This is a genomic window from Microbacterium sp. NPDC086615 (genome assembly GCF_040686055.1).
Taxonomy (GTDB): domain Bacteria; phylum Actinomycetota; class Actinomycetes; order Actinomycetales; family Microbacteriaceae; genus Microbacterium.
In genome coordinates this window covers 1-22421 of record NZ_JBFBJJ010000017.1, presented here as the reverse complement: position 1 = coordinate 22421, position 22421 = coordinate 1, and the positions used below count along the sequence as shown (strand labels likewise).

Sequence of the window (22421 nt, the reverse complement as noted above, 5' to 3'; positions counted from 1 at the left end):
ACTTACGCATGGCACCAGGGGAGTGTCGCGGCATCCTGATACTGTCGACGCCATGACCGAGGCTTCTGCCCGCCCCGCGCGCCTCGATGACGCCGTCGATGCGGCGATCGTCCGCGAGATCTCCCTCGATGCGCGCGCGACGCTGTCGCACCTGTCGGAACGGGTCGGCCTGTCCGTCTCCGCCGTGCAGTCGCGACTGCGTCGGCTCGAAGCGCGCGGGATCGTGAGGGGTTATCGGCCCGTCCTGGATGCCGAGGCGCTCGGCCGCCCTCTCGCGGCCTTCGTCGAGATCACGCCGCTCGACCCCGCGCAGCCCGACAACGCGCCCGAGCTGCTGGCGCACCTCACCGCGATCGAGGCATGCCATTCGATCGCGGGAGACGCGGCATACATGTTGTTCGTCCGTGTGCCGACCCCGCGCGACCTCGAGGAGCTGATCCGCGACATCCGCGCGGCGGCGCACGTGAACACGCGCACGACGATCGTCCTGCAGACCTTCTTCGAGGCGCGTCCGATCGAACCGGCCGATTTCCCGGCCTGACTTCTCCTCCCCAGACGCGCAATCCGGCCGGGCGTCCACGAATACATCCCGGGACGGATGCCGCCTCCCTCGCGGGTCTGTAGCGTTGCCGCGATGCTCTCCCTCCGCCCGCTGCGCCGATACCAACTGGTGACCGACCTCGTCCTCGCCGGCTTCTTCGGGCTGCTCGCTCTCGCGCTCGAACTCGCGTCGACCGAACCCTCTGTCCTCGAGAACCTCGGGGTGAGCGTCATGGTCGTCGCGTTCACCGGGGCTGTCGCTCTGCGGCGATTGAACCCCGGGCTCGCCCTCTCGCTGGCTTGGGTGGGTGCCCTCCTGCAGATGGGCCTCGGGCGAGAACCTTCGCCGACCGACATGGCCATTTTCGCGGTGCTCTACACGACCGCGGCCTACGGTTCCCGTCGGGTCTTCTGGACCGGCTTCGCCTCGGCCGTCGCAGGTGCCGTCCTGGTCACGCTGTACCTGGTCGTCCGCAGGCTGACGTCGCCCGTCCAGCCGAACGACGTGTTCGCGATCTTCGCCATTCTTCTGGCTGCGGCGTTCGCGCTCCTGCTCGCGTGGGTGACGGGAGCCCTGGTGCGGACGGCGATGCGCGCGGCGGAGAACAGTCGCGCCCAGCGCCTCGCCGAAGCCGAGACCATCGCGGAGCAGCAGCGCGTGCGCATCGCGCGCGACATGCACGATGTCGTCGCGCACTCGCTGGCCGTCGTGATCGCGCAAGCGGACGGGGCGCGGTATGCCGCAGCCGCCGACCCGGACGCCGCCACGGCGGCTCTCGCCACGATCTCGACGACCGCTCGAGCCGCTTTGACCGACGTGCGTCAACTGCTCACTCAACTGCGCCATACGCAGGCGGAGGGGCCGCAGCCTCGGCTCACCGATCTCGACGCTCTGTACGCGCACGTGCGCGCCGCGGGTGTCGAACTCTCGGTCGATGTCGATCCGGCGCCCCCCGGAGAACCGCCGGCGGCCATCCAGCTCGCGGTGTACCGCATCCTGCAGGAAGCTCTGACGAACGCGCTTCGCCACGGCGTCGACCGTCACGTCGACGTGCATCTCGGGTGGTTGCCCGATCGCGTCGAACTGACGGTCCGTAACGCCCGAGCGGACGGCCCGTCGCAGCCGTCGGGCGGACACGGTCTCATCGGGATGCGCGAGCGCGCGCAGCTCGTCGGCGGCCGCTTGACCGCTGAGCCGCAGGGGCGCTTCTTCGTCGTCCGAGCGACGCTGCCCGTCGGGGCGCCGCAGTGAGCCCCGTACCCGACCAACAGCCGAGAGGAACCGACCGAGTGAGCACCACCCCCGTACGTATCGTTCTCGTCGACGACCAGGCGCTGTTCCGCGCCGGGATCCGGATGGTGATCGACTCGCAGCCCGACCTCGAGGTCGTCGGCGAAGCGTCCGATGGTCGTGAGGGCGTCGAGATGGTCCGCTCGATGCGTCCCGATCTCGTGCTCATGGACGTGCGCATGCCGGTCATGGACGGGCTCACCGCGACGGCGGAGATCCTCCGCGAGCCCGGCGCGCCACGCGTGGTCGTCCTCACGACCTTCGACCTCGATGAGGCCGCCGCCCGTGCGATCCAGGGCGGCGCCAGCGGCTTCCTTCTCAAGGACTCCGAGCCCGAGTTCCTCCTGTCCGCCATCCGGACGGTCCACGCCGGCTCAGCCGTCATCGCGGCGGAGGCGACCCGCGAACTCTTCGCCCACATCGCCGAGAACGGTACCGCCGAGCCCGTGCCGCACAGTTACAGCGACCTGACCGAGCGTGAACGCGAGATCTTCGTCCTCGCGGCGGGCGGCCTCAGCAACAGCGAGATCGCGGCGCAGGAGTTCCTCTCGGAGGCGACGGTCAAGACGCACATCAGCCGCATCCTCTCCAAACTGGCGCTGCGTGACCGCGTCCAGTTGGTCGTCTTCGCCTATCGGCACGGCCTGGTCTGAGCGGCAGCTCGTCCGGGCGCGTGCCCACGTCAGGCGTTGTCGTCGCTCGACTCGGGGTCGTAGGCCCAGGTCGGGGCGAGAGCCCGGATGCGGCCCTCGCGCCACTGCCACATCGCCCACAGCCCCGGCCACAGCACGGGGGCGGCGGATCCGCCGATCGTGAGGCGCTCACGCCACAGCGTCCGCCCGGGCTGACCGGGAGCCGCCGATACCGCCATCTGGTGATCCCAGACGTCGAGGGCGGCGAGGGGACCGGTCAACGGCACCCCCCAGTCGCGGAACACCCGCACCCGACCGTTCCCGTCCGTGGTCTCGCGATCGGCAACCGAGATCAGCTGACGCCCGAGGGGCAGGGCGCCGGCCAAGCTCATCTGCACCGGGACGTCGTCTCCGGATGAGAACGAGGTCGGCATCTCACCGAGCGCTTCGACGTCGAGGAGCGGCCCGTACAGCTCCGCGACGGCGCGCGGGGAGTGGAGCGCTCGCCACGCGGCATCCGGATCGCAATCGATCACGAACTTCAACAGAATGCGCATGCAGCGAATTCTGCCGCACCGCCGGTGAGCGGCACCCGGGTTGACGCTGTGGGCGCGCACACCCGGCTTAGGCTCGGGGGATGCCGAACGACCCCACCCCGCACGCCCAAGCGAACTACCAGGTGCGTCTCGACTGGGGCCTGCCGGGCCTCGGCCGCCTCGCCCCCGCCGACGTGGTGATCCTGGTGCAGACACTCGGCCTCTCGGCCGACGCGCTCGCCGCCATCGAGGCGGGGGACATCTTGCCCGTCGAGGGGCTCCCGACCGCCGCGCTGGTGCGCGCCGCGGCCCGAGACGCCGCGGACGTTCTCGTCGGCGGCATCCGGAACGCACGTGCCGTGGCCGACCGCGTGCTCGAGATCCAGACGGCGCGGGCAGCGCGGACGAGCATCGCCCTCATCGCGGTCGGGTACCCCGACGGTCCGGATGCCGAGACCCTCCGCTTCGCGGTCGATGACCTCCTGGGGTCAGGGGCCGTGATCGCCGCGCTCGGCGACCTCGGCATCGACCACGCCTCGCCCGACGCGGCCCTCGCGGGCGAGGGGTATCGCGCTCTCCGCGGTGCGGCCCGTCATCTTCTCTCGGCGAGCGGCACGGGTCGGTCGCTGACCGACGCCGGGCGCGCGGATGTGGTGCAGGCCGCGGCCGCGCGCGACGCGGCATCCGTCGTCCCCACCCTCATCGACGGCGGGTTCCGCGCGGGTTGAACGGTCGCGTCGTGTGGTGCGGCGTGGATTCGGAGATGGGGCGTGGATTCGGATGAAGCGCGGGATCTCGTCCGAATCTGCGACGCAGGTCCGAATCCGCGATGCGCGTCAGCGCGGCGTCGCCGCCGCGAGGCGCGTCGCGCGGCTGATGTCGCGCCGGACCCACGACAGCGCGAAGCGCGGGTCGAAGTGCGGTGCGCACTTCGCGCACGACGTCGGCCGCGTCGCGCGGCGGTGCCGGTAGGCGACGTGCCCCGCGGGGCACGTGCCGACCCAGGGGGCGAGTTCGTTGGCGGTCTCGCCGGCGTGGGTCGTTCCGCCGACGTAGCCGAGCTCTCGGGCGGTGCGCTTCCACACCGGACCGTGCCCGGCCGCGCCGCCCGCGATGGCGTGCGCGACCTCGTGCAGCAGCGTCTGGTGGTTGGTGTCGTCGTCGTAGCGTGCGGCGAGGTAGCGCGACACGCTGATGCGCTTGCGGCTGTAGTCGCAGAGACCCGCGCGACGCTTGGCGTTGTCAAAGCCGAACGTCCATGACGCGTCGAGGTGCAGGGCGATCAGCGCCTCTGCCCAGGTGCGCACGCGCTGCAGTTCGGACATGACCGGAAGACTAAGCGGGGGCTACGACATTCAGCTCGCGACGACCTCGCGCGAACGACGGCGGTCGGCGGCATCGATCGCGAGGAGCGTCGACTCGAGCTGGGCGTCGGTGGCCCCGGCGTTCTGACGGAGGAACAGGGCACGCTTGAAGTCGCGACGGGCGCTGTCGTAGTCGCCCTCGTCGTAGTGCACCTTGCCGCGGTGCTGCAGGGCGAAGGCGGCGATGCTCGCCCAGTTCTGCCCCTCGGCTTCCTCGGCGCACATCGTCAGCTCCTGCTCGGCGGCGGCATAGGCGCCGCGGCACTGCATGATCGTCGCGTGCAGGATGCGGGCGCGCAGAAGGTCGCGGCGGGTGCCTGCCATGCGGGCGACGCGCACCGACTGCTCCGAGATCGCGAGGGCCTCGTCGAAGCGGTCGAGAACCTTGAGGAGCCACACGCGCTCGAGCAGGGCGGGGAGGCTGCGCTGCGAGCCGATCTCGTCGAGACGCTCCGCGCACTCACGAGAGTCAGTGATCTCGCGCAATGTGTCGGGGTCATACCCGCGGATATAGCTCACCGTCGCTCCTCCCGAATGGCCGATGGTCTCCAGTCTGCGTCGAGAACGCCGATGTGCCCAGCCGCCACGCGGTCAGCGTTCGAAGACCGTGACGCGGTCAGCATTCGAAGACCGCCACGCGGTCAGCGTTCGAAGAGGGATGCCGAGGGCTTGGGAGACGGTGTGGCGTCGGCATCCGTCGCCGGACGCGCACCGCGGACGAACTCCTCGATCTCGGCCCCCTGTGACACCTTCGCGGGGTGCGGGCCGGCGGCCATGAGTCGCGGCAGCCACTCGACGGGAAGGCGAGCCGCCGAGGCGGCGATCACGAGGTTGCCGAACCGGCGGCCCTTCAGCACCTGCACCTCGGCGAGGAGGATCACCTCGGGGAGCACCTCGCGCACCGTCGCGACCTGACGACGCGCGAACGCGAGGCCGGGGCCGTCGGAGACGTTGACGAGGAGTACGCCATCGGGTGCGAGCAGGCGTGCGGCCTCGCGATAGAACTCCACCGTCGTCAGGTGCGCGGGCGTCTGCGCCCCCGAGTACACGTCGCTGACGAGGAGATCCACGGCGCCGGTGAGGCCGGCGGGAAGCCGCGAGAGGCCCGCGCGCGCGTCACCGATCCGCACGCGCACGGCGGCTCCGCGGGGGAGGGGGAGGTTCTCGCGGACGAGGTCCCACAGTCGGGGCTCGAGCTCGATGACCTGTTGCCGCGAGCCCGGCCGAGTGGCTTCGACGTAGCGGGGAAGAGTGAGGGCACCCGCACCCAGGTGCACAGCGGTCAGCGGCTGTCCCGGCATCCGGAGTCGATCGATGACCGCGCCCATGCGGGCGATGTACTCGAAGTGCAGGTGCGTGGGGTCGTCGAGGTCGACGTGCGACTGCGGGGTGCCGTCGACCACGAGCTCGAAGCCCGAGACGAAGCCCGACGGCGAGACGCGCGCGATCGAGCCGTCCGACAGTCGTGCGGTGGGGGCGTCGTCGGGTTCGATGCGCATTCGAGCCATTCCTCCACGTTAGGCCCTCGGGTCCGGGCGCTCCGGATGCCGCCGTGCCGCCCGCGGAGGCGGCGGGCGCGCGCGTTGGTGAGCGAATCGCTGCGCCGCACGTCGCCGGGCTGCGCGAAGTGGGTGTTCCGCGCCGTTTCGCTGTGGCATCCTGCCCGCCCACCCGAAACACGATCGATACACACGGGCAATGGGCAGCGGGCGTTGCGACCTGTACGGTCAGGGGAACAGCAAGCGGAGCGCGGCACGACGAAGTGACAGCGCCGTCGGGCTCCTCCTTTCCTCCCCCCGGAAGGTCACAACAAAAAATGCAAGAAAATCTCCGTACCCGCGTGCTCGCGGGAGGCGCGATCATCGCCATCGGTGCGCTCGCCCTCTCGGGCTGCACGAGCCAGCGCGACGACAACGGCGGCGGCAATGCCGGCGGCGACGTCGACTCCACCTTCGTCTTCGGCGCCTCGGGCGATCCGTCGAGCCTCGACCCCGCGTTCGCGAGCGACGGCGAGTCGTTCCGCATCTCGCGGCAGATCTTCGAGGGACTCGTCGGCGTCGAGTCGGGGACGGCCGACCCCGCGCCCATGCTCGCCGAGAGCTGGACGCAGTCCGACGACGGGCTCTCGTACACCTTCCAGCTCAAAGAGGGCGTGAAGTTCCACGACGACACCGACTTCAACGCCGACGCGGTCTGCTTCAACTTCGACCGGCAGAACAACTTCACCGGCATCGCGCAGTCCGAGAGCCTGTCCTACTACTGGGGCAAGATCATGCGCGGCTACGCCGACACGGGCACCTCCATCTACGGGGGCTGCGAAGCGACCAGCCCGACCGAGGTCACGATCACACTGACCGAGCCGTTCGCCGGCTTCATCCCGGCGCTCTCGCTCCCCGCCTTCGCGATCCAGAGCCCCACTGCCCTGCAGGAGTACCAGGCCGACGAGGTCGGCGGCACGTCCGAGGCGCCGACGCTCAGCGAGTACGCCCAGGCGCACCCCACCGGTACCGGCCCGTTCCGGTTCGACTCGTGGGAGCCGGGTGCCGAAGCGACCGTCACCGCGTTCGACGGGTACTGGGGCGAGCAGGGCCAGGTGCAGCAGGTCATCTTCCGCGTGATCGGCGACACCACCGCACGGCGTCAGGCTCTCGAGTCCGGCTCGATCGACGGCTACGACCTCGTCGCGCCGGCCGATCTCGGTGCGCTCGAGAGCGCGGGCTACATGCTCACCAACCGCGACCCGTTCAACATCCTCTACCTCGGGATGAATCAGGCCGACCCCGCGCTCGCCGACATCCGCGTGCGCCAAGCCATCGCCCACGCCATCGACAAGGAGCAGCTGGTGACCCAGGTGCTGCCCGAGGGCACCACCGTGGCATCCCAGTTCATGCCCGAGAGTGTCATCGGCTTCAACTCCGGAGTCACGACGTACGACTTCGACCAGGAGGCCGCCAAGGCCCTCCTCGCCGAGGCCGGCTTCACCGAGGCGAACCCGTTGACCCTGACCTTCAATTACCCGGTCAACATCTCGCGTCCGTACATGCCGAACCCCGAGCAGATCTTCACCAACCTGCAGTCGCAGCTGCAGGCGGTGGGGATCGTCGTCAACCCGGTGTCGAACGAGTGGGGCGAGTACCTCGACCTCATCCAGGGCGGCAGCGAGCACGGCATCCACCTGCTCGGTTGGACCGGCGACTACAACGACCCCGACAACTTCGTGGGCACGTTCTTCGGCGGGAAGTCGAACGAGTGGGGCTTCGACAACGCCCAGCTCTTCTCGGCACTCACCTCGGCCCGCGGCATCGCGACCGAGGCCGAGCAGGACCCCGCGTACCAGGCGGTGAACGAGCAGATCGCGCAGTTCCTGCCCGGTGTCCCGCTCGCGAACCCGGTGCCGACGCTCGCCTTCGCGAAGCGCGTGAAGTCGTACCCGGCCAGCCCCGTGCAGGACGAGGTCTACAACGAGATCGAACTCACCGAGTGATCCGGATGCCGTGGGCTCCGTCCCCCTCGAGGGAGTAGGGGCCCACGGCTCACGGATGCCGCCGCCCCGGCGCCGTCTCGGACGGCCGGGCCGGCGGCATCCCGCGTCCCCCCGCTCCCGACACCCTGTGAGAACCCGTGCTCCGCACCATCGGCAGACGCCTGCTCCTGCTCATCCCGACCCTGTTCGGCCTCTCGATCCTGCTCTTCGCCTGGGTCCGCGCGCTTCCCGGCGGCCCCGCCGTCGCCCTTCTTGGTGAGCGCGCGACGCCCGAGGCCGTCGAGCGCATCAACGAGCTCTACGGCTTCAACGAGCCGCTCTACGTGCAGTACTTCACCTGGCTCGGGCGCCTCGCCACCGGCGACTTCGGCTCCTCGATCCAGACGGGCCGGCCCGTGCTCGAGGAGTTCGTCCGCCGGTTCCCGGCGACCCTCGAGCTGTCGATCGCCGCGCTCATCGTGGCGGTGGGCATCGGCATCCCGCTCGGATACTGGGCGGCGCGCCGGCACGGCAAGATCTGGGACCACACCGCGGTCGTGCTCAGCCTCATCGGCATCACGATCCCGGTGTTCTTCCTGGCGTTCATCCTCAAGTACGTCTTCGCTGTCCAGCTGGGCTGGTTGCCCTCCGACGGCCGGCAGAACCCGCGCATCGACGCGACGCACTACACGAACCTGTACGTGTTCGACGGCCTGATCACGGGCGAGTTCGACGCGTCGTGGGATGCCATCCTCCACCTGATCCTGCCGGCGATCGCCCTCGGCACCATTCCGCTCGCCATCATCGTGCGCATCACGCGTGCCTCGGTGCTGGAGGTGCAGAACGCCGACTACGTGCGTACGGGCCGCGCGAAGGGCATCGGCACCGGGACGCTGCGCAACCGCTTCATCCTGCGGAACGCGATGCTCCCCGTCATCACGACGGTGGGACTGCAGGCGGGCCTGCTCATCTCCGGCGCGGTGCTCACCGAGACCGTGTTCGCGTTCCCGGGTATCGGGCAGTTCCTCGCGCGGGCGATCTTCACGCGCGACTTCCCGGTGCTGCAGGGCTTCATCATCTTCATCGCGATCGCGTACGCGCTCATCAACCTGTTGGTCGACCTGTCGTACAGCGTCATCGACCCGAGAGTGAGAGTCCAGTGAGCTCTTCGATCCTCCCTCCCGCCCCCAGTGGCGGCCCCGTCGACGACAACGCGGTGGTCGACTCGCAACTGCTCGCCGCCCAGGCGCGCGGCGGTTTCTGGCACGACGTGTTCCAGCGCCTCCGCCGCAGCCCGGTCGCCTGGATCGGCGCGATCATCGTGCTGGCGTTCCTCCTCGTCGCCGCGCTCGCACCTCTCCTCGCCCCGTACCCGGCCGAGTCGCTGCCGGGCCAGCGCTTCATCACCCCGACCGACATCCCCGGCCCGGGCGAGATGGCGGAGTTCCCCCTCGGCCTCGACCGGTTCGGCGGCGATGTGCTGTCCAAGCTCATCTGGGGCGCCCAGGCGTCCCTGCAGATCGGGGTGATCTCCACGGCCCTGGGTCTTCTGGGCGGAATGGCGCTCGGATTGCTGGCGGGGATGTTCGGTGGCTGGGTCGACGCGCTCGTGATGCGGTTCGTCGACATCCTCCTGTCGGTGCCGAACCTGCTGCTCGCCGTCTCGATCGCCGCAATCCTCGGCCAGAGCCAGCTCGCGATCATGATCGCCATCGGCGCGTCGCAGGTGCCGGTGTTCGCGCGCCTTCTGAGGGCATCGATGCTGCAGCAACGTGGCGCCGATTACGTGCTCTCGGCGCAGACCCTCGGCCTCAGCCGCCGGACCATCACGATGACGCACGTGCTGCCCAACAGCGTCGGCCCGGTCATCGTGCAGGGCACCCTGACGCTCGCGACCGCTGTGATCGACGCCGCCGCGCTGTCGTTCCTGGGCCTCGGCGGCGGTCTCCCGCAGACCGCCGAGTGGGGCCGCATGCTCACCTACGCGCAGGCCGAGCTGGCGATCGCCCCGTGGCTGGCGTTCCTCCCCGGCATCTGCATCGCCGTCACGGCCCTGGGCTTCACTCTCCTCGGCGAGTCCCTCCGCGAGGCGATGGACCCGCGCACCCGCGCGCGGTAGCGCCTCGCCCGGCTGTTCCGGCCCCGGCCCGCTCGCGCGGGTCGGGGCCGCGGCGTCGGCGCCGCGGCATCCATGTCCCACTTTGTGCAGAAGTCCCGTCGGGATTTCGCACAATGTGGGACATGCCCTGGGGTGGGGTGGGACATGGACTGGGGTGGGGTGGGACATGCCGTGGGTTGGGACGCCGGCCGAAGAGGGGGTGTCCCACTTTGTGCAGGAATGGTGCGGTGATCTCGCACATTGTGGGACATGCGTCCCCCGAACGGGCGAGGGCGTCACCGGAACGGCGACGTCAGCCGGCCAGCCCCAACTCATTCCCCGGGATCGACGACAGTAGGCGCCGCGTGTACGGATCGCGCGGATTCGTGAAGACCTCTTCGCTGGATGCCGCCTCCACGAGGCGTCCGTCCTTCATCACGCACACGTAGTCGCTGATCAGGCGCACCACGGCGAGGTCGTGCGAGATGAAGAGGTAGCTCAGCCCGTATTCGCGCTGAAGGTCGCCCAGCAGCTCGAGGATCTGGGCCTGCACGAGCACGTCGAGCGCCGACACCGGCTCGTCGCACACGATCAGCTCGGGCGAGAGGGCGAGGGCGCGGGCGATCGCGACGCGCTGCCGCTGCCCGCCCGACAGCTCCGAGGGGTAGCGGCGGAGCATGGATGCCGGCAGAGCCACGTCATCCATCAACTGGCGCACGCGCTTCGAACGGTCGGCCTTCGACCCGCGCTTATAGAAGGAGAGGGGTTCCTCCACGATCCGCTCGACCGTGAACATGGGGTTCAGGCTGGAGTAAGGATCCTGGAAGATCGGCTGCACTCTCTGGCGGAACTGCCGGAGCGCCTCGCCCTTCAGCGCCGAGACGTCCTGGCCGTCGAAGCGGATCGAGCCGCTCGTCGGCTCGACGACCTTGAGCAGCATGCGGGCCGTGGTGGTCTTGCCCGATCCCGACTCGCCCACGATCGCGACCGTCTGGCCGCGGGGGATCGACAGCGAGACGTCGTCGACCGCGCGGAAGTCCTCACCGCGGCCGCGCACGGGGTACACCTTGGTGAGCCCCTCGATCTCGACGATGTCGTCTCGGGTCTCGACCGCCCGGTCGCCGCGGAAGTCCTCCGGCCGCAAGCGCACCGCCGCCACCGACGGCGCCGCCGCCACGAGCGATTTCGTGTACGCGTGCTGCGGATTCTCCAGGATCTGCCGCGCCGGGCCCTGCTCCACGACCCGTCCGCGGTGCATCACGACGACTCTCGACGCCCGCTCGGCGGCGAGGCCGAGGTCGTGCGTGATGAGCAGGACGGCGGCCCCCAGCTCGTTCGTCTGTTTGTCGATCTGGTCGAGGATCGTCTGCTGCACGGTGACGTCGAGGGCACTCGTCGGCTCGTCGGCGATGAGCAGGCGGGGGCGACACGCGAGCCCGATCGCGATGAGCGCGCGCTGCCGCATGCCGCCGGAGAACTCGTGCGGGTACTGCGCCGCCCGCTTCGCGGCGTCCGGGAGGCCGGCGGCCTCGAGCGCTTCGACGACTCTGCCCTTCACGCTCGACCGGTCGGCGAGGCCGTGGGCGAGCAGCGTCTCCGCCACCTGCGTGCCGATTCTCGCGACCGGGTTCAGGTTCGACATCGGGTCCTGGGGCACGAGGCCGATCTGGCGACCGCGTACCTGGCGCATGCGGGCCTCGCCGAAGGTCGTGAGGTCTTCGCCGTCGAGCAGGATCTGTCCGCGCGAGACGCGTCCACCGGATGCCAGCAGGCCGATGATCGCCATCGCGGTCGTCGACTTGCCGGAGCCGGACTCGCCGACGATCGCGATGGTCTCACCCGCGTGGATGTCGAGGCTCACCCCATCGACGGCCCGCACGGGGCCATCCATGGTGGCGAAGTCGACCGCGAGATCACGGACCGAGAGAAGGGGCTGGGGGGATGCCGGAGCGGGGGGACCGGCGACATCGGAGGTCATTCGTCCATCCTCGTCCGCCCGGCCCCGTCTGCCCACCCCCCGGCGCACATCGTCACGCGGCCGTAACGCGTCGGCGCGATCACGCCCCGGCAGACCGCGGGTCGGGAGCGTGCCGGCCGGGCGCGTCCCCCGCTCGGGGCGCTTTCCGCCGTTCGGGGCGCGCGCGGGCCGCGCCGATGAAGGAACGGCGCCCCGAAGCTGAGGGGCCGTGAACCCGCACTGCCGGTGAGCCCACGCCCGCGCGGCGCTACCGTGGGCATCATGCGCGTGGACCTGAACGCCGACCTCGGCGAGACCGTCGACGGGATGCCGACCGCCGACGACGAGGCGATGTTCGCCGTGATCTCGAGCGCCAACGTCGCCTGCGGTGGCCACGCGGGTGATGCTGCGTCGATGCGCGAAGCCGTGGCGCGGGCCGCGCGCTTCGGCGTCGCCGTGGGCGCCCACCCCTCCTACGCGGACCGGGAGAACTTCGGCCGTATCCGCCGCCAGCCCGCCGTCGCCGAGCTCCGCACGAGCGTCGCCGCGCAGCTCGCCGCGCTCGTGGCGGCCGGCGCCGACCTTCGTTACGTGAAGCCCCACGGGGCGCTCTATCACGCTGTCCGTGACGATGCCGAGCAGGCGCGGGCGGTCGTCGACGCCGTCGTCGACCTGTCCTCGCGTCTCGGTCGTGCCCTCCCCGTGCTCGGGCTTCCGGGCGTGATCGCCGAGGTCGCGGCATCCGCGGGTCTTCCCTTCGTGCACGAGGCCTTCCTGGATCGCGGATACACCGCGGACGGCGGCCTCGTCCCGCGCGGCGAACCCGGCGACCTCATCGAGGATCCGGCCCGCGTCGCCGCGCGCGCGCTGCGGCTCGTGCGCGAGGGCGAGGTCGAGACGGTCGACGGTGATCGCATCGCCGTCGCCGCTGCCTCGCTCTGCCTGCACGGCGACACCCCGTCGGCGGTCGCGATGGCCCGCGCCGTCCGTGCCGCCCTGGACGCCGCGGGCGTCGAGGTGCGCGCACCGTGGTGACGCTGCTCCCGATGGGGGAGCGCGCCGTCCTCGCCGAGGTCGCCGACCTCGCCGCCGTCCTGGCGCTGCACGCCGCGCTCGCCGCGGATCCGCCCGCGGGCATCGACGACCTCGTCCCCGCCGCCCGCACCGTTCTGGTCGCCTTCGACCCGCGTCGCATCTCGCTCGATGCCGTCCGCGCCTGGATCCACGCGGCTTCTCGGACGGCTCCGGATGCCACCCCCTCCGGCCCCCTCGTCGAGGTTCCGCTGCGGTACGACGGCGCCGATCTCACCTCCACCGCCGCCTCGCTCGGCATCCGCGTCGACGAGCTCATCACCCGGCATTCCGCCGCCCCGTGGACGGTGGCCTTCACCGGCTTCGCCCCGGGCTTCGCCTACCTGGTGAGCGAGGACTGGCCGTTCGACGTGCCGCGGCTCACCCAGCCCCGCACCCGTGTGCCGGCGGGGGCGGTGGGTCTGGCCGGTGGCTTCAGCGGTGCGTATCCGCGCGAGACCCCCGGCGGGTGGAGGCTCATCGGGACGACCGATGCGGTCCTCTTCGATCCGGATGCCGCCGACCCGGTGCTGCTTCCCCCGCGCGCCCGCGTGCGCTTCGTCCCGCAGCCCGCCCGCATCGAGGCCGCCCGAGTCTCCGAGGCCGAGCCTCGCGCGGACGGGGGCTCCCCCGAGCCGCCTGAGCCTGTCGAGGGGCCCCGGCCCCTCGCCGGTGCCGAGAGCGGAGGGGATCTGCGCAGCGGAGGACCGGATGGCGCGGACTCCTCCTCCCGCGCCGGAATCTCCTCCCGTCCCGCCACCGCGCTCGCCCCGGCCCCGGCGCTGCATGTTCTCGACTCCGGCGGCTTCACCACCGTCCAGGATCTGGGACGTCCGCATCTCGCGGCCCTCGGCGTCGCGCGCTCGGGCGCGCTCGACCGGACCGCACTCCGCATCGCCAATCGCCTGGTCGGCAACGCCGAGGGGGCCGCGGGTCTCGAGATCGCGCTCGGCGGCTTCCGCGCGCGGGCCGAAGCCGACACGTGGGTGTGCGTGACCGGCGCTCTCACCGACCTGCGCGTCGACGGTCGGGCGCGCGATCTCTACGCCCCCGTCCGGGTCCCCGCGGGCGCCGAGATCTCCATCGGGCCCGTTCTCGCCGGCCTGCGCTCCTTCCTCGCCCTGCGCGGCGGTGTCCTCGCGCCGCTCGCTCTCGGGTCGCGAGCGAGCGACGTGCTCGCCGGCCTCGGACCCGACCCCGTGCGCGCGGGAGACGTGCTCTGCGCGGGGGTGCCGGCATCCGCGATCCCCGTGCTCGACTTCTTCCCGTGGTCCGTTCCGCCCGCGCTGCTCGAGGTGGGCATCGCCGCGGGACCGCGTTCGGACTGGTTCGATCCGGGGGCGATGGCGGCGCTGGTCGGCACCGAGTGGGAGGTGTCGACCCACGCCGATCGTGTCGGCATCCGTCTCGATGGGCCCGAGCTCGAGCGACTCCGTCCCGGTGAACTGCCGAGCGAGGGGATGCGCCCGGGGGCGATTCAGGTCCCGCCGCACGGGCGACCGGTCGTGCTTCTGGCCGACGGTCCGGTCACCGGGGGATACCCCGTGATCGCCGTGGTGACGGATGCCACGCTCGACGCGCTCGCGCAGGCGAGACCGGGCGATCGCGTGCGGTTCCGGCGCGTCTGACGCCCTCGCCGGGGGGAATGCTCGACGGGCGTGCGCGGTTATACCGCAGGTCCGCAAACGCGTCAAGAATTCGACTGGACACGGCGAGTCCTCCCGCGTATGCTTGGACTTTGCGCTCCTCGATTCCCCCTGCCCTCATATGGTGGTCGGCTGAGCCTGTCCGTCCCCGCTTCACCGCGGTGTGTGGCGAGCAGGTTATCGGGGCAGGAACGCACTCCACCTGACGACAAGGAATCACGAGCCCCTCGCCCGGGCTTCTGGAGGTTATTCCCTTGGCTGCTGCGAGCAACGCATCCACCACCACCCCGAAGAGCGGACGCGGCGCATCTCGCCTCTCGTTCGCGAAGATCTCCGACAAGCTGACCGTTCCCGATCTGCTCGCACTGCAGACCGAGTCGTTCGATTGGCTCGTCGGTAACGACGCATGGAAGGCCCGCGTCGCCGAGGCGCAGGCCGAAGGCCGCACCGACGTGCCCGAGATCAGCGGTCTGGAGGAGATCTTCGAAGAGATCTCGCCGATCGAAGACCTCAGCGAGACGATGCAGCTCTCGTTCACCAACCCCTACCTCGAGCCCGAGAAGTACTCGATCGAAGAGTGCAAGGAGCGCGGCAAGACCTACGCCGCCCCGCTGTACGTCGAGGCCGAGTTCATGAACCACCAGACCGGTGAGATCAAGACGCAGACGGTCTTCATGGGCGACTTCCCGCTCCAGACCGACAAGGGCACGTTCATCATCAACGGCACCGAGCGTGTCGTGGTGTCGCAGCTCGTGCGCTCGCCCGGTGTCTACTTCGACAAGACCCCCGACAAGACGTCCGACAAGGACATCGTGTCGGCGCGCGTCATCCCCTCGCGCGGTGCCTGGCTCGAGTTCGAGATCGACAAGCGCGACCAGGTCGGCGTCCGCATCGACCGCAAGCGCAAGCAGTCGGTCACCGTCTTCCTCAAGGCCCTCGGCCTGACCAGCGAAGACATCCTCGCCGAGTTCGCCGGCTTCGACTCCATCGAAGAGACGCTGTCCAAGGACACGATCCTCACGAAGGAAGACGCCCTCCGCGACATCTACCGCAAGCTCCGTCCGGGCGAGCAGGTGGCCGCCGAGGCTGCGCGCGCGCTCCTCGACAACTTCTACTTCAACGCCAAGCGCTACGACCTGGCCAAGGTGGGTCGCTACAAGATCAACCAGAAGCTCGGCCTCGACAAGCCGCTCAGCGACTCGGTTCTGACCGTCGACGACATCGTCGCGACGATCAAGTACCTCGTCCGCCTGCACCGCGGCGACGTGTCGTTCGACGGCGTGCGCGGCGGCAAGCCCGCCGAGATCCGTCTCGACACCGACGACATCGACAACTTCGGCAACCGTCGTATCCGCGCGGTCGGCGAGCTCATCCAGAACCAGGTCCGCACCGGTCTGTCGCGCATGGAGCGCGTCGTCCGCGAGCGCATGACCACGCAGGACATCGAGGCGATCACGCCGCAGACCCTGATCAACGTGCGCCCCGTCGTCGCCGCGATCAAGGAGTTCTTCGGAACCTCGCAGCTGTCGCAGTTCATGGACCAGAACAACCCGCTCGCGGGTCTGACCCACAAGCGTCGCCTGTCGGCGCTGGGTCCCGGCGGTCTGTCGCGTGAGCGCGCCGGCGTCGAGGTCCGTGACGTCCACCCCTCGCACTACGGCCGCATGTGCCCGATCGAGACGCCCGAAGGCCCGAACATCGGTCTGATCGGTTCGCTCGCCTCGTTCGCCCGCATCAACGCGTTCGGCTTCATCGAGACGCCGTACCGTCGCGTCGTGGACGGTCGCGTGACCGACACGATCGACTACCTCACGGCCAGCGAAGAGAGCGACCACATCGTCGCCCAGGCCGGTGTCGCCCTCAAGGCCGACGGCCACTTCGTGGAGGACCGCATCCTGGCCCGTCGTGGTCAGGGTGGCGAGGTCGACCTCTTCCCGGTGGAGGAGATCGGCTACATGGACGTCTCGCCGCGCCAGATGGTGTCGGTGGCGACCTCGCTCATCCCCTTCCTCGAGCACGACGACGCCAACCGCGCCCTCATGGGTGCGAACATGCAGCGCCAGGCCGTGCCGCTCGTGCGCAGCGAGTCGCCCGTGGTCGGTACCGGTATGGAGGGCTTCGCCGCGATCGACGCCGGTGACGTCGTGACCGCCGAGAAGTCCGGTGTGGTCCTCGAGGTCTCGGCCGACGTCGTGACCGTGCAGCTCGACGAGGGCGGCACGCAGGACTACTTCCTCCGCAAGTTCGACCGCTCCAACCAGGGCACGTCGTACAACCAGCGTGTGGTCGTCTCCGCCGGCGAGCGTGTCGAGGCCGGCGAGGTCATCGCCGACGGCCCCGCCACCGAGAACGGCGAGCTCGCCCTCGGCAAGAACCTCCTCGTGGCGTTCATGACGTGGGAGGGTCACAACTTCGAAGACGCGATCATCCTGAGCCAGGACCTGGTGAAGGACGACACGCTCTCCTCGATCCACATCGAGGAGTACGAGGTCGACGCCCGCGACACGAAGCTCGGCAAGGAAGAGATCACGCGTGATCTCCCCAACGTCAGCCCCGACCTGCTGAAGGACCTCGACGAGCGTGGCATCGTCCGCATCGGTGCCGAGGTGCGCCCCGGCGACATCCTCGTCGGCAAGGTCACGCCCAAGGGCGAGACCGAGCTCAGCGCCGAAGAGCGTCTGCTCCGCGCCATCTTCAACGAGAAGAGCCGCGAAGTCCGTGACACCTCGCTGAAGGTGCCCCACGGCGAGCAGGGCACGATCATCGCCGTCAAGGAGTTCAACGCCGAAGACGGAGACGACGAGCTCGGCTCGGGCGTCAACCGCCGCGTCGTGGTCTACATCGCCCAGAAGCGCAAGATCACCGAGGGCGACAAGCTCGCCGGCCGCCACGGCAACAAGGGTGTCATCGCCAAGATCCTTCCGATCGAGGACATGCCCTTCCTCGCCGACGGCACCCCTGTCGACGTCGTGCTGAACCCGCTCGGTATCCCCGGTCGAATGAACTTCGGTCAGGTCCTGGAGCTGCACCTCGGCTGGATCGCCCAGCAGGGCTGGAAGGTCGAGGGCACCCCCGAGTGGGCGGCGCACCTGCCCGAGCAGGCTCGCGAGGCCGCTCCCGGCACCAAGGTCGCGACCCCGGTGTTCGACGGCGCCTTCGAGGAGGAGATCGCGGGTCTGCTCGACTCCACGATCCCCAACCGCGACGGCCAGCGTCTGATCGACTCGAGCGGGAAGACCATCCTGTTCGACGGTCGCTACGGCGAGCCCTTCCCGGCGCCCATCTCGGTCGGCTACATGTACATCCTGAAGCTGCACCACCTGGTCGACGACAAGATCCACGCGCGTTCGACGGGCCCGTACTCGATGATCACCCAGCAGCCGCTCGGTGGTAAGGCGCAGTTCGGTGGCCAGCGCTTCGGTGAGATGGAAGTGTGGGCCCTCGAGGCCTACGGTGCCGCGTACGCGCTGCAGGAGCTCCTCACGATCAAGTCCGACGACATCCTCGGCCGCGTCAAGGTCTACGAGGCGATCGTCAAGGGCGAGAACATCCAGGAGCCCGGCATCCCCGAGTCGTTCAAGGTCCTCATGAAGGAAATGCAGTCGCTCTGCCTGAACGTCGAGGTCCTCTCGGCCGACGGCACCGCGGTCAACCTCCGTGACACGGATGACGACGCCTTCCGCGCCGCGGAAGAGCTCGGCATCAACATCTCCAGCCGCTTCGAGTCCTCGTCGATCGACGAGATCTGAGCTCTGGTTGCTGAGCTTGTCGAAGCACAGCGACACGATCTTCATTTGAGAATTCCGACACAGGAGAACCAGTGCTCGAATCAACCACTTTCGATCAGATCCGTATCGGTCTGGCCACCGCCGACGACATCCGTCGTTGGTCCTTCGGTGAGGTCAAGAAGCCCGAGACGATCAACTACCGCACGCTGAAGCCCGAGAAGGACGGCCTCTTCGGCGAGCAGATCTTCGGACCCTCCCGTGACTGGGAGTGCGCCTGCGGCAAGTACAAGCGCGTGCGCTTCAAGGGCATCGTCTGCGAGCGCTGCGGCGTCGAAGTCACCAAGTCCTCGGTCCGTCGCGAGCGCATGGGCCACATCGAGCTCGCCGCGCCCGTCACTCACATCTGGTACTTCAAGGGTGTTCCCTCGCGCCTCGGCTACCTGCTCGACATGGCGCCGAAGGACCTCGAGAAGGTCATCTACTTCGCCGCCTACATGGTGATATCGGTCGACGAGGATGCTCGTCACCGCGACCTCGCCACGCAGGAGAACAACATCCGTCTCGAGCTGAAGACGCTCGGCGACCGCCGCGATGCCCGCATCGCCGCTCGCCTGGCCAAGCTCGAGGAGGAGCTCGCCGCCCTCGAGGCGGAGGGCGCCAAGGCGGACCAGAAGAAGAAGGTCAAGGACGCCGCCGAGAAGGACATGACGGCCGTTCGTAAGAACGCGGACGAGCAGATCGCCAAGCTCGAGCGCGTGTGGGAGGACTTCCGCACGCTCGAGGTCGGCGCCCTCAAGCCCGAGGACGACGTCTTCCACGAGCTGCAGGACCGCTTCGGTCAGTACTTCGAGGCCCACATGGGCGCCGAGTCGATCAAGCGCCGCCTCGAGACCTTCGACCTGCAGGCCGAGGCCGACAGCCTCCACCTGCAGATCTCCGAGGGCAAGGGCCAGCGCAAGATCCGCGCGATCAAGCGTCTGAAGGTCGTCAACTCGTTCCTGCAGACCGGCATGTCGCCGGCCTCGATGGTGCTCGACGTCGTTCCGGTGATCCCGCCGGAGCTGCGCCCGATGGTCCAGCTCGACGGTGGCCGCTTCGCCACCAGCGACCTGAACGACCTCTACCGTCGCGTGATCAACCGCAACAACCGCCTCCGTCGCCTGATCGACCTCGGTGCCCCCGAGATCATCGTCAACAACGAGAAGCGCATGCTGCAGGAGGCCGTCGACGCGCTGTTCGACAACGGCCGCCGTGGTCGCCCCGTGACCGGTACCGGCAACCGTGCCCTCAAGTCCCTGAGCGACATGCTCAAGGGAAAGCAGGGTCGTTTCCGCCAGAACCTGCTCGGAAAGCGCGTCGACTACTCGGGCCGTTCGGTCATCATCGTCGGACCCCAGCTGAAGCTGCACCAATGCGGTCTGCCCAAGCAGATGGCGCTCGAGCTCTTCAAGCCGTTCGTGATCAAGCGCCTGATCGACCTCGGTCACTCGCAGAACATCAAGGCTGCCAAGCGCGCCGTCGAGCGCTACCGTCCCGAGGTCTGGGACGTGCTCGAAGAGATCATCCGCGAGCGTCCCGTGCTGCTGAACCGTGCACCCACCCTGCACCGTCTCGGCATCCAGGCGTTCGAGCCCCAGCTCGTCGAGGGCAAGGCGATTCAGCTGCACCCGCTCGTCTGCGCGGCGTTCAACGCCGACTTCGACGGTGACCAGATGGCCGTCCACCTGCCGCTGTCGGTCGAGGCCCAGGCCGAGGCCCGCGTGCTGATGCTCGCCTCGAACAACATCCTGAAGCCGTCGGACGGCCGCCCGGTGACCCTGCCCTCGCAGGACATGATCATCGGCCTGCACCACCTGACCACCCTCAAGGAGGGTGCGATCGGTGAGGGCCGTGCGTTCGGTTCGGTGGGCGAGGCGATCCTGGCCAAGGACGAGGGCACCCTCGACCTGCAGGCCAAGGCGCGCATCCGCATCCCCGGCCTGACGTTCCTCGAGGGTCAGGCGCCCGAGGGCTACGACAAGCACGGTCTCGTCGACGCTTCGCTCGGCCAGGCGATCTTCAACGCCACGCTCCCCAAGGGCTACCCGTTCGTTCGCGAGCAGGCAGACAAGGGCAAGCTGTCGCAGATCGTCAACAAGCTGGCCGAGGAGTACCCCAAGGTCGAGGTCGCGGCATCGCTCGACCGGATCAAGGACGCCGGCTTCTACTGGGCCACCCGTTCGGGTGTCACGGTGGCGCTGAGCGACATCCTCACCCCGCCGAACAAGGCCGAGATCGTGGGCGGCTACGAGAAGCAGGCCGCGAAGGTCCAGGCGCAGTACGAGAAGGGTCTCACCACCGACGCCGAGCGTCGTCAGGAGCTCATCAAGATCTGGACCGAGGCCACGGATGCCGTCCAGAAGGCGATGCGCGACAACTTCCCGGCCGACAACACCATCAACCGCATGGTCTCGTCGGGCGCCCGTGGTAACTGGCTGCAGATCCGCAACATCGCGGGTATGCGAGGGCTTGTGAACAACCCGAAGGGTGAGATCATCCCGCGTCCGATCATCTCCTCGTACCGCGAGGGTCTGTCGGTCGCCGAGTACTTCATCGCGACGCACGGTGCCCGTAAGGGTCTGGCCGACACGGCCCTCCGTACGGCCGACTCGGGGTACCTGACGCGTCGTCTGGTCGACGTCTCGCAGGACGTCATCATCCGCGAGGAGGACTGCGGCACGTCGAAGGGCCTCGAGCTCCCGATCGCCGCTGCCGACTCGACCGGTGCGCTGGTCAAGGACGCGAACGTCGAGAACTCGGTGTTCGCCCGCACGCTGGCGACGGCTGTTGTCGACGCGCAGGGCGCCGTCCTGGCCGAGGCCGGCGACGACGTGGGCGACGTCCTCATCGACAAGCTCGTCGCGGGTGGCATCGAGTCCATCAAGGTTCGCTCCGTGCTGACCTGCGACTCCGCCGTCGGTGTCTGCGCGAAGTGCTACGGCCGTTCGCTCGCCACCGGCAAGATCGTCGACATCGGCGAGGCCGTCGGCATCATCGCGGCCCAGTCGATCGGTGAGCCCGGTACCCAGCTGACGATGCGTACCTTCCACACCGGTGGTTCCGCGTCGGCCGACGACATCACGCAGGGTCTTCCCCGTGTGCAGGAGCTCTTCGAGGCGCGTACCCCCAAGGGTGCCTCGCCGATCGCCGAGGCCGACGGCCGCATCACGATCGACGAGACCGAGAAGGCCAAGAAGGTCATCCTCACGCCCGACAACGGCGACGAGCCCGTGGTCTACCCCGTCCTGAAGCGTGCGACGCTCCTGGTCGAGGACGGCCAGCACGTCACCGTCGGTGAGCCCCTCCAGGTCGGAACGCTGGACCCCAAGGAGGTCATGCGCGTGCAGGGTGCCCGCGAGGTGCAGAAGTACCTCGTGAACGGCGTCCAGGGCGTGTACCGCTCGCAGGGTGTGCCGATCCACGACAAGCACATCGAGGTCATCGTGCGCCAGATGCTGCGCAAGGTCACCGTCGTCGACCACGGCGACACCGACCTGCTCCCGGGCGAGCTCGTCGACTTCAAGCGGTACCAGAACATCAACCGCGAGACGGTCGGCGAGGGCAAGCGCCCCGCGTCGGGTCGTCCCGAGCTGATGGGTATCACGAAGGCGTCGCTCGCGACCGAGTCGTGGCTGTCCGCCGCGTCGTTCCAGGAGACCACCCGCGTCCTGACGCAGGCGGCCATGGAGGGCAAGAGCGACCCGCTCGTCGGCCTGAAGGAGAACGTCATCATCGGAAAGCTCATCCCCGCGGGGACGGGCCTGTCGAAGTACCGCAACGTCACCGTCGAGGCGACGGAAGAGGCCAAGAGCGAGCGGTACCCCAACCGCATCTTCGCCTCGGACGGCGCGTACTCCGACGCCGACCTGAGCTACGTCGACTTCGACAGCTTCACGACGGACGACTTCACGCCCGGTAGCTACAACTAAGGGATCCGTCCCGCACGAAGGCCCTCGGCTCACGCGGGTTCTAACGGTGGTCGCAACACCCCAGATTTTGGGAGGTTGCGACCACCGTGTCGTTTTCGGAGGAGAAGGATCGTCGTCGGGATGAGTT

The 22421-nt window shown here is 69.2% G+C and carries 16 protein-coding genes; 11 read left to right on the top strand and 5 right to left on the bottom strand.

Annotated features, from left to right (window positions below):
- The first annotated feature begins 52 nt into the window (after nt 1–52).
- The 3 genes from AB0O24_RS15275 to AB0O24_RS15265 all read left to right on the top strand — a co-directional run bounded on the left by AB0O24_RS15275 (nt 53) and on the right by AB0O24_RS15265 (nt 2484).
- The gene (locus tag AB0O24_RS15275) at nt 53–541 is read left to right on the top strand and encodes an Lrp/AsnC family transcriptional regulator (RefSeq protein ID WP_058596719.1); all 489 of its coding nucleotides are present in this window, start codon (nt 53–55) and stop codon (nt 539–541) included.
- A 93-nt stretch (nt 542–634) separates the two neighbouring features.
- Nucleotides 635–1792, top strand: coding sequence for a histidine kinase (locus AB0O24_RS15270; RefSeq protein WP_275799207.1), 1158 nt, complete (start codon nt 635–637; stop codon nt 1790–1792).
- 38 nt (nt 1793–1830) lie between these two features.
- Nucleotides 1831–2484 (top strand): response regulator transcription factor, encoded by a 654-nt coding sequence (locus AB0O24_RS15265; protein WP_307382872.1) that lies wholly within the window; start codon nt 1831–1833, stop codon nt 2482–2484.
- A gap of 29 nt (nt 2485–2513) precedes the next feature.
- Here the strand turns inward: AB0O24_RS15265 and AB0O24_RS15260 are convergent, their stop codons facing one another.
- On the bottom strand, nt 2514–3020 hold the full coding sequence (locus AB0O24_RS15260) for a hypothetical protein (RefSeq protein WP_307382870.1): 507 nt from the start codon (nt 3018–3020) through the stop codon (nt 2514–2516).
- Nucleotides 3021–3100: 80 nt separating this feature from the next.
- On the opposite strand from AB0O24_RS15260, the gene AB0O24_RS15255 reads away from it, so the two are divergent.
- Nucleotides 3101–3727, top strand: coding sequence for a 2-phosphosulfolactate phosphatase (locus AB0O24_RS15255; RefSeq protein ID WP_307382869.1), 627 nt, complete (start codon nt 3101–3103; stop codon nt 3725–3727).
- 108 nt (nt 3728–3835) lie between these two features.
- Here AB0O24_RS15255 and AB0O24_RS15250 read toward each other — a convergent pair whose 3' ends face one another.
- The 3 genes from AB0O24_RS15250 to AB0O24_RS15240 all read right to left on the bottom strand — a co-directional run bounded on the left by AB0O24_RS15250 (nt 3836) and on the right by AB0O24_RS15240 (nt 5871).
- Nucleotides 3836–4324, bottom strand: a complete 489-nt coding sequence (locus tag AB0O24_RS15250) for a SprT-like domain-containing protein (protein WP_307382867.1) — start codon at nt 4322–4324, stop codon at nt 3836–3838.
- Nucleotides 4325–4354: 30 nt separating this feature from the next.
- On the bottom strand, nt 4355–4882 hold the full coding sequence (locus tag AB0O24_RS15245) for a tetratricopeptide repeat protein (RefSeq protein ID WP_058596724.1): 528 nt from the start codon (nt 4880–4882) through the stop codon (nt 4355–4357).
- Between the two features lie 122 nt (nt 4883–5004).
- Nucleotides 5005–5871: a fused MFS/spermidine synthase gene (locus AB0O24_RS15240; RefSeq protein ID WP_363376041.1), complete on the bottom strand. Its 867-nt coding sequence runs from the start codon at nt 5869–5871 to the stop codon at nt 5005–5007.
- Nucleotides 5872–6179: 308 nt separating this feature from the next.
- On the opposite strand from AB0O24_RS15240, the gene AB0O24_RS15235 reads away from it, so the two are divergent.
- The 3 genes from AB0O24_RS15235 (at nt 6180) to AB0O24_RS15225 (ending at nt 9945) form a co-directional block, all read left to right on the top strand.
- Nucleotides 6180–7847 (top strand): ABC transporter substrate-binding protein, encoded by a 1668-nt coding sequence (locus AB0O24_RS15235; RefSeq protein ID WP_275799221.1) that lies wholly within the window; start codon nt 6180–6182, stop codon nt 7845–7847.
- A 137-nt stretch (nt 7848–7984) separates the two neighbouring features.
- A complete protein-coding gene (locus tag AB0O24_RS15230) occupies nt 7985–8989 on the top strand; it encodes an ABC transporter permease (RefSeq protein ID WP_275798880.1) in 1005 nt (334 codons plus the stop codon).
- Between the two features lie 53 nt (nt 8990–9042).
- The gene (locus AB0O24_RS15225; protein ID WP_275798883.1) at nt 9043–9945 is read left to right on the top strand and encodes an ABC transporter permease; all 903 of its coding nucleotides are present in this window, start codon (nt 9043–9045) and stop codon (nt 9943–9945) included.
- A 292-nt stretch (nt 9946–10237) separates the two neighbouring features.
- Here the strand turns inward: AB0O24_RS15225 and AB0O24_RS15220 are convergent, their stop codons facing one another.
- A complete protein-coding gene (locus AB0O24_RS15220) occupies nt 10238–11902 on the bottom strand; it encodes an ABC transporter ATP-binding protein (protein WP_275801740.1) in 1665 nt (554 codons plus the stop codon).
- A gap of 258 nt (nt 11903–12160) precedes the next feature.
- Between AB0O24_RS15220 and AB0O24_RS15215 the strand changes: the two genes are divergently transcribed.
- The 4 genes from AB0O24_RS15215 (at nt 12161) to rpoC (ending at nt 22294) form a co-directional block, all read left to right on the top strand.
- Nucleotides 12161–12916 (top strand): 5-oxoprolinase subunit PxpA, encoded by a 756-nt coding sequence (locus tag AB0O24_RS15215; RefSeq protein WP_363376143.1) that lies wholly within the window; start codon nt 12161–12163, stop codon nt 12914–12916.
- Nucleotides 12910–14580, top strand: coding sequence for an urea amidolyase family protein (locus AB0O24_RS15210; protein ID WP_363376037.1), 1671 nt, complete (start codon nt 12910–12912; stop codon nt 14578–14580). Before AB0O24_RS15215 ends, AB0O24_RS15210 begins: the two co-directional genes overlap by 7 nt.
- A gap of 272 nt (nt 14581–14852) precedes the next feature.
- Entirely contained in the window at nt 14853–18347 is a 3495-nt protein-coding gene (gene rpoB / locus AB0O24_RS15205) for a DNA-directed RNA polymerase subunit beta (protein WP_275801742.1), read from the top strand.
- A gap of 71 nt (nt 18348–18418) precedes the next feature.
- On the top strand, nt 18419–22294 hold the full coding sequence (gene rpoC, locus AB0O24_RS15200; RefSeq protein ID WP_275801743.1) for a DNA-directed RNA polymerase subunit beta': 3876 nt from the start codon (nt 18419–18421) through the stop codon (nt 22292–22294).
- Nucleotides 22295–22421 lie beyond the last annotated feature (127 nt).

What these genes read in the sequence shown, in the direction of transcription:
- AB0O24_RS15275 (WP_058596719.1), top strand. Translation starts at nt 53, where the DNA reads ATGACCGAGGCTTCTGCCCGCCCCGCGCGCCTCGATGACGCCGTCGAT.
- AB0O24_RS15270 (WP_275799207.1), top strand. Translation starts at nt 635, where the DNA reads ATGCTCTCCCTCCGCCCGCTGCGCCGATACCAACTGGTGACCGACCTC.
- AB0O24_RS15260 (WP_307382870.1), bottom strand. Translation starts at nt 3,020, where the DNA reads ATGCGCATTCTGTTGAAGTTCGTGATCGATTGCGATCCGGATGCCGCG.
- AB0O24_RS15255 (WP_307382869.1), top strand. Translation starts at nt 3,101, where the DNA reads ATGCCGAACGACCCCACCCCGCACGCCCAAGCGAACTACCAGGTGCGT.
- AB0O24_RS15250 (WP_307382867.1), bottom strand. Translation starts at nt 4,324, where the DNA reads ATGTCCGAACTGCAGCGCGTGCGCACCTGGGCAGAGGCGCTGATCGCC.
- AB0O24_RS15240 (WP_363376041.1), bottom strand. Translation starts at nt 5,871, where the DNA reads ATGGCTCGAATGCGCATCGAACCCGACGACGCCCCCACCGCACGACTG.
- AB0O24_RS15235 (WP_275799221.1), top strand. Translation starts at nt 6,180, where the DNA reads ATGCAAGAAAATCTCCGTACCCGCGTGCTCGCGGGAGGCGCGATCATC.
- AB0O24_RS15220 (WP_275801740.1), bottom strand. Translation starts at nt 11,902, where the DNA reads ATGACCTCCGATGTCGCCGGTCCCCCCGCTCCGGCATCCCCCCAGCCC.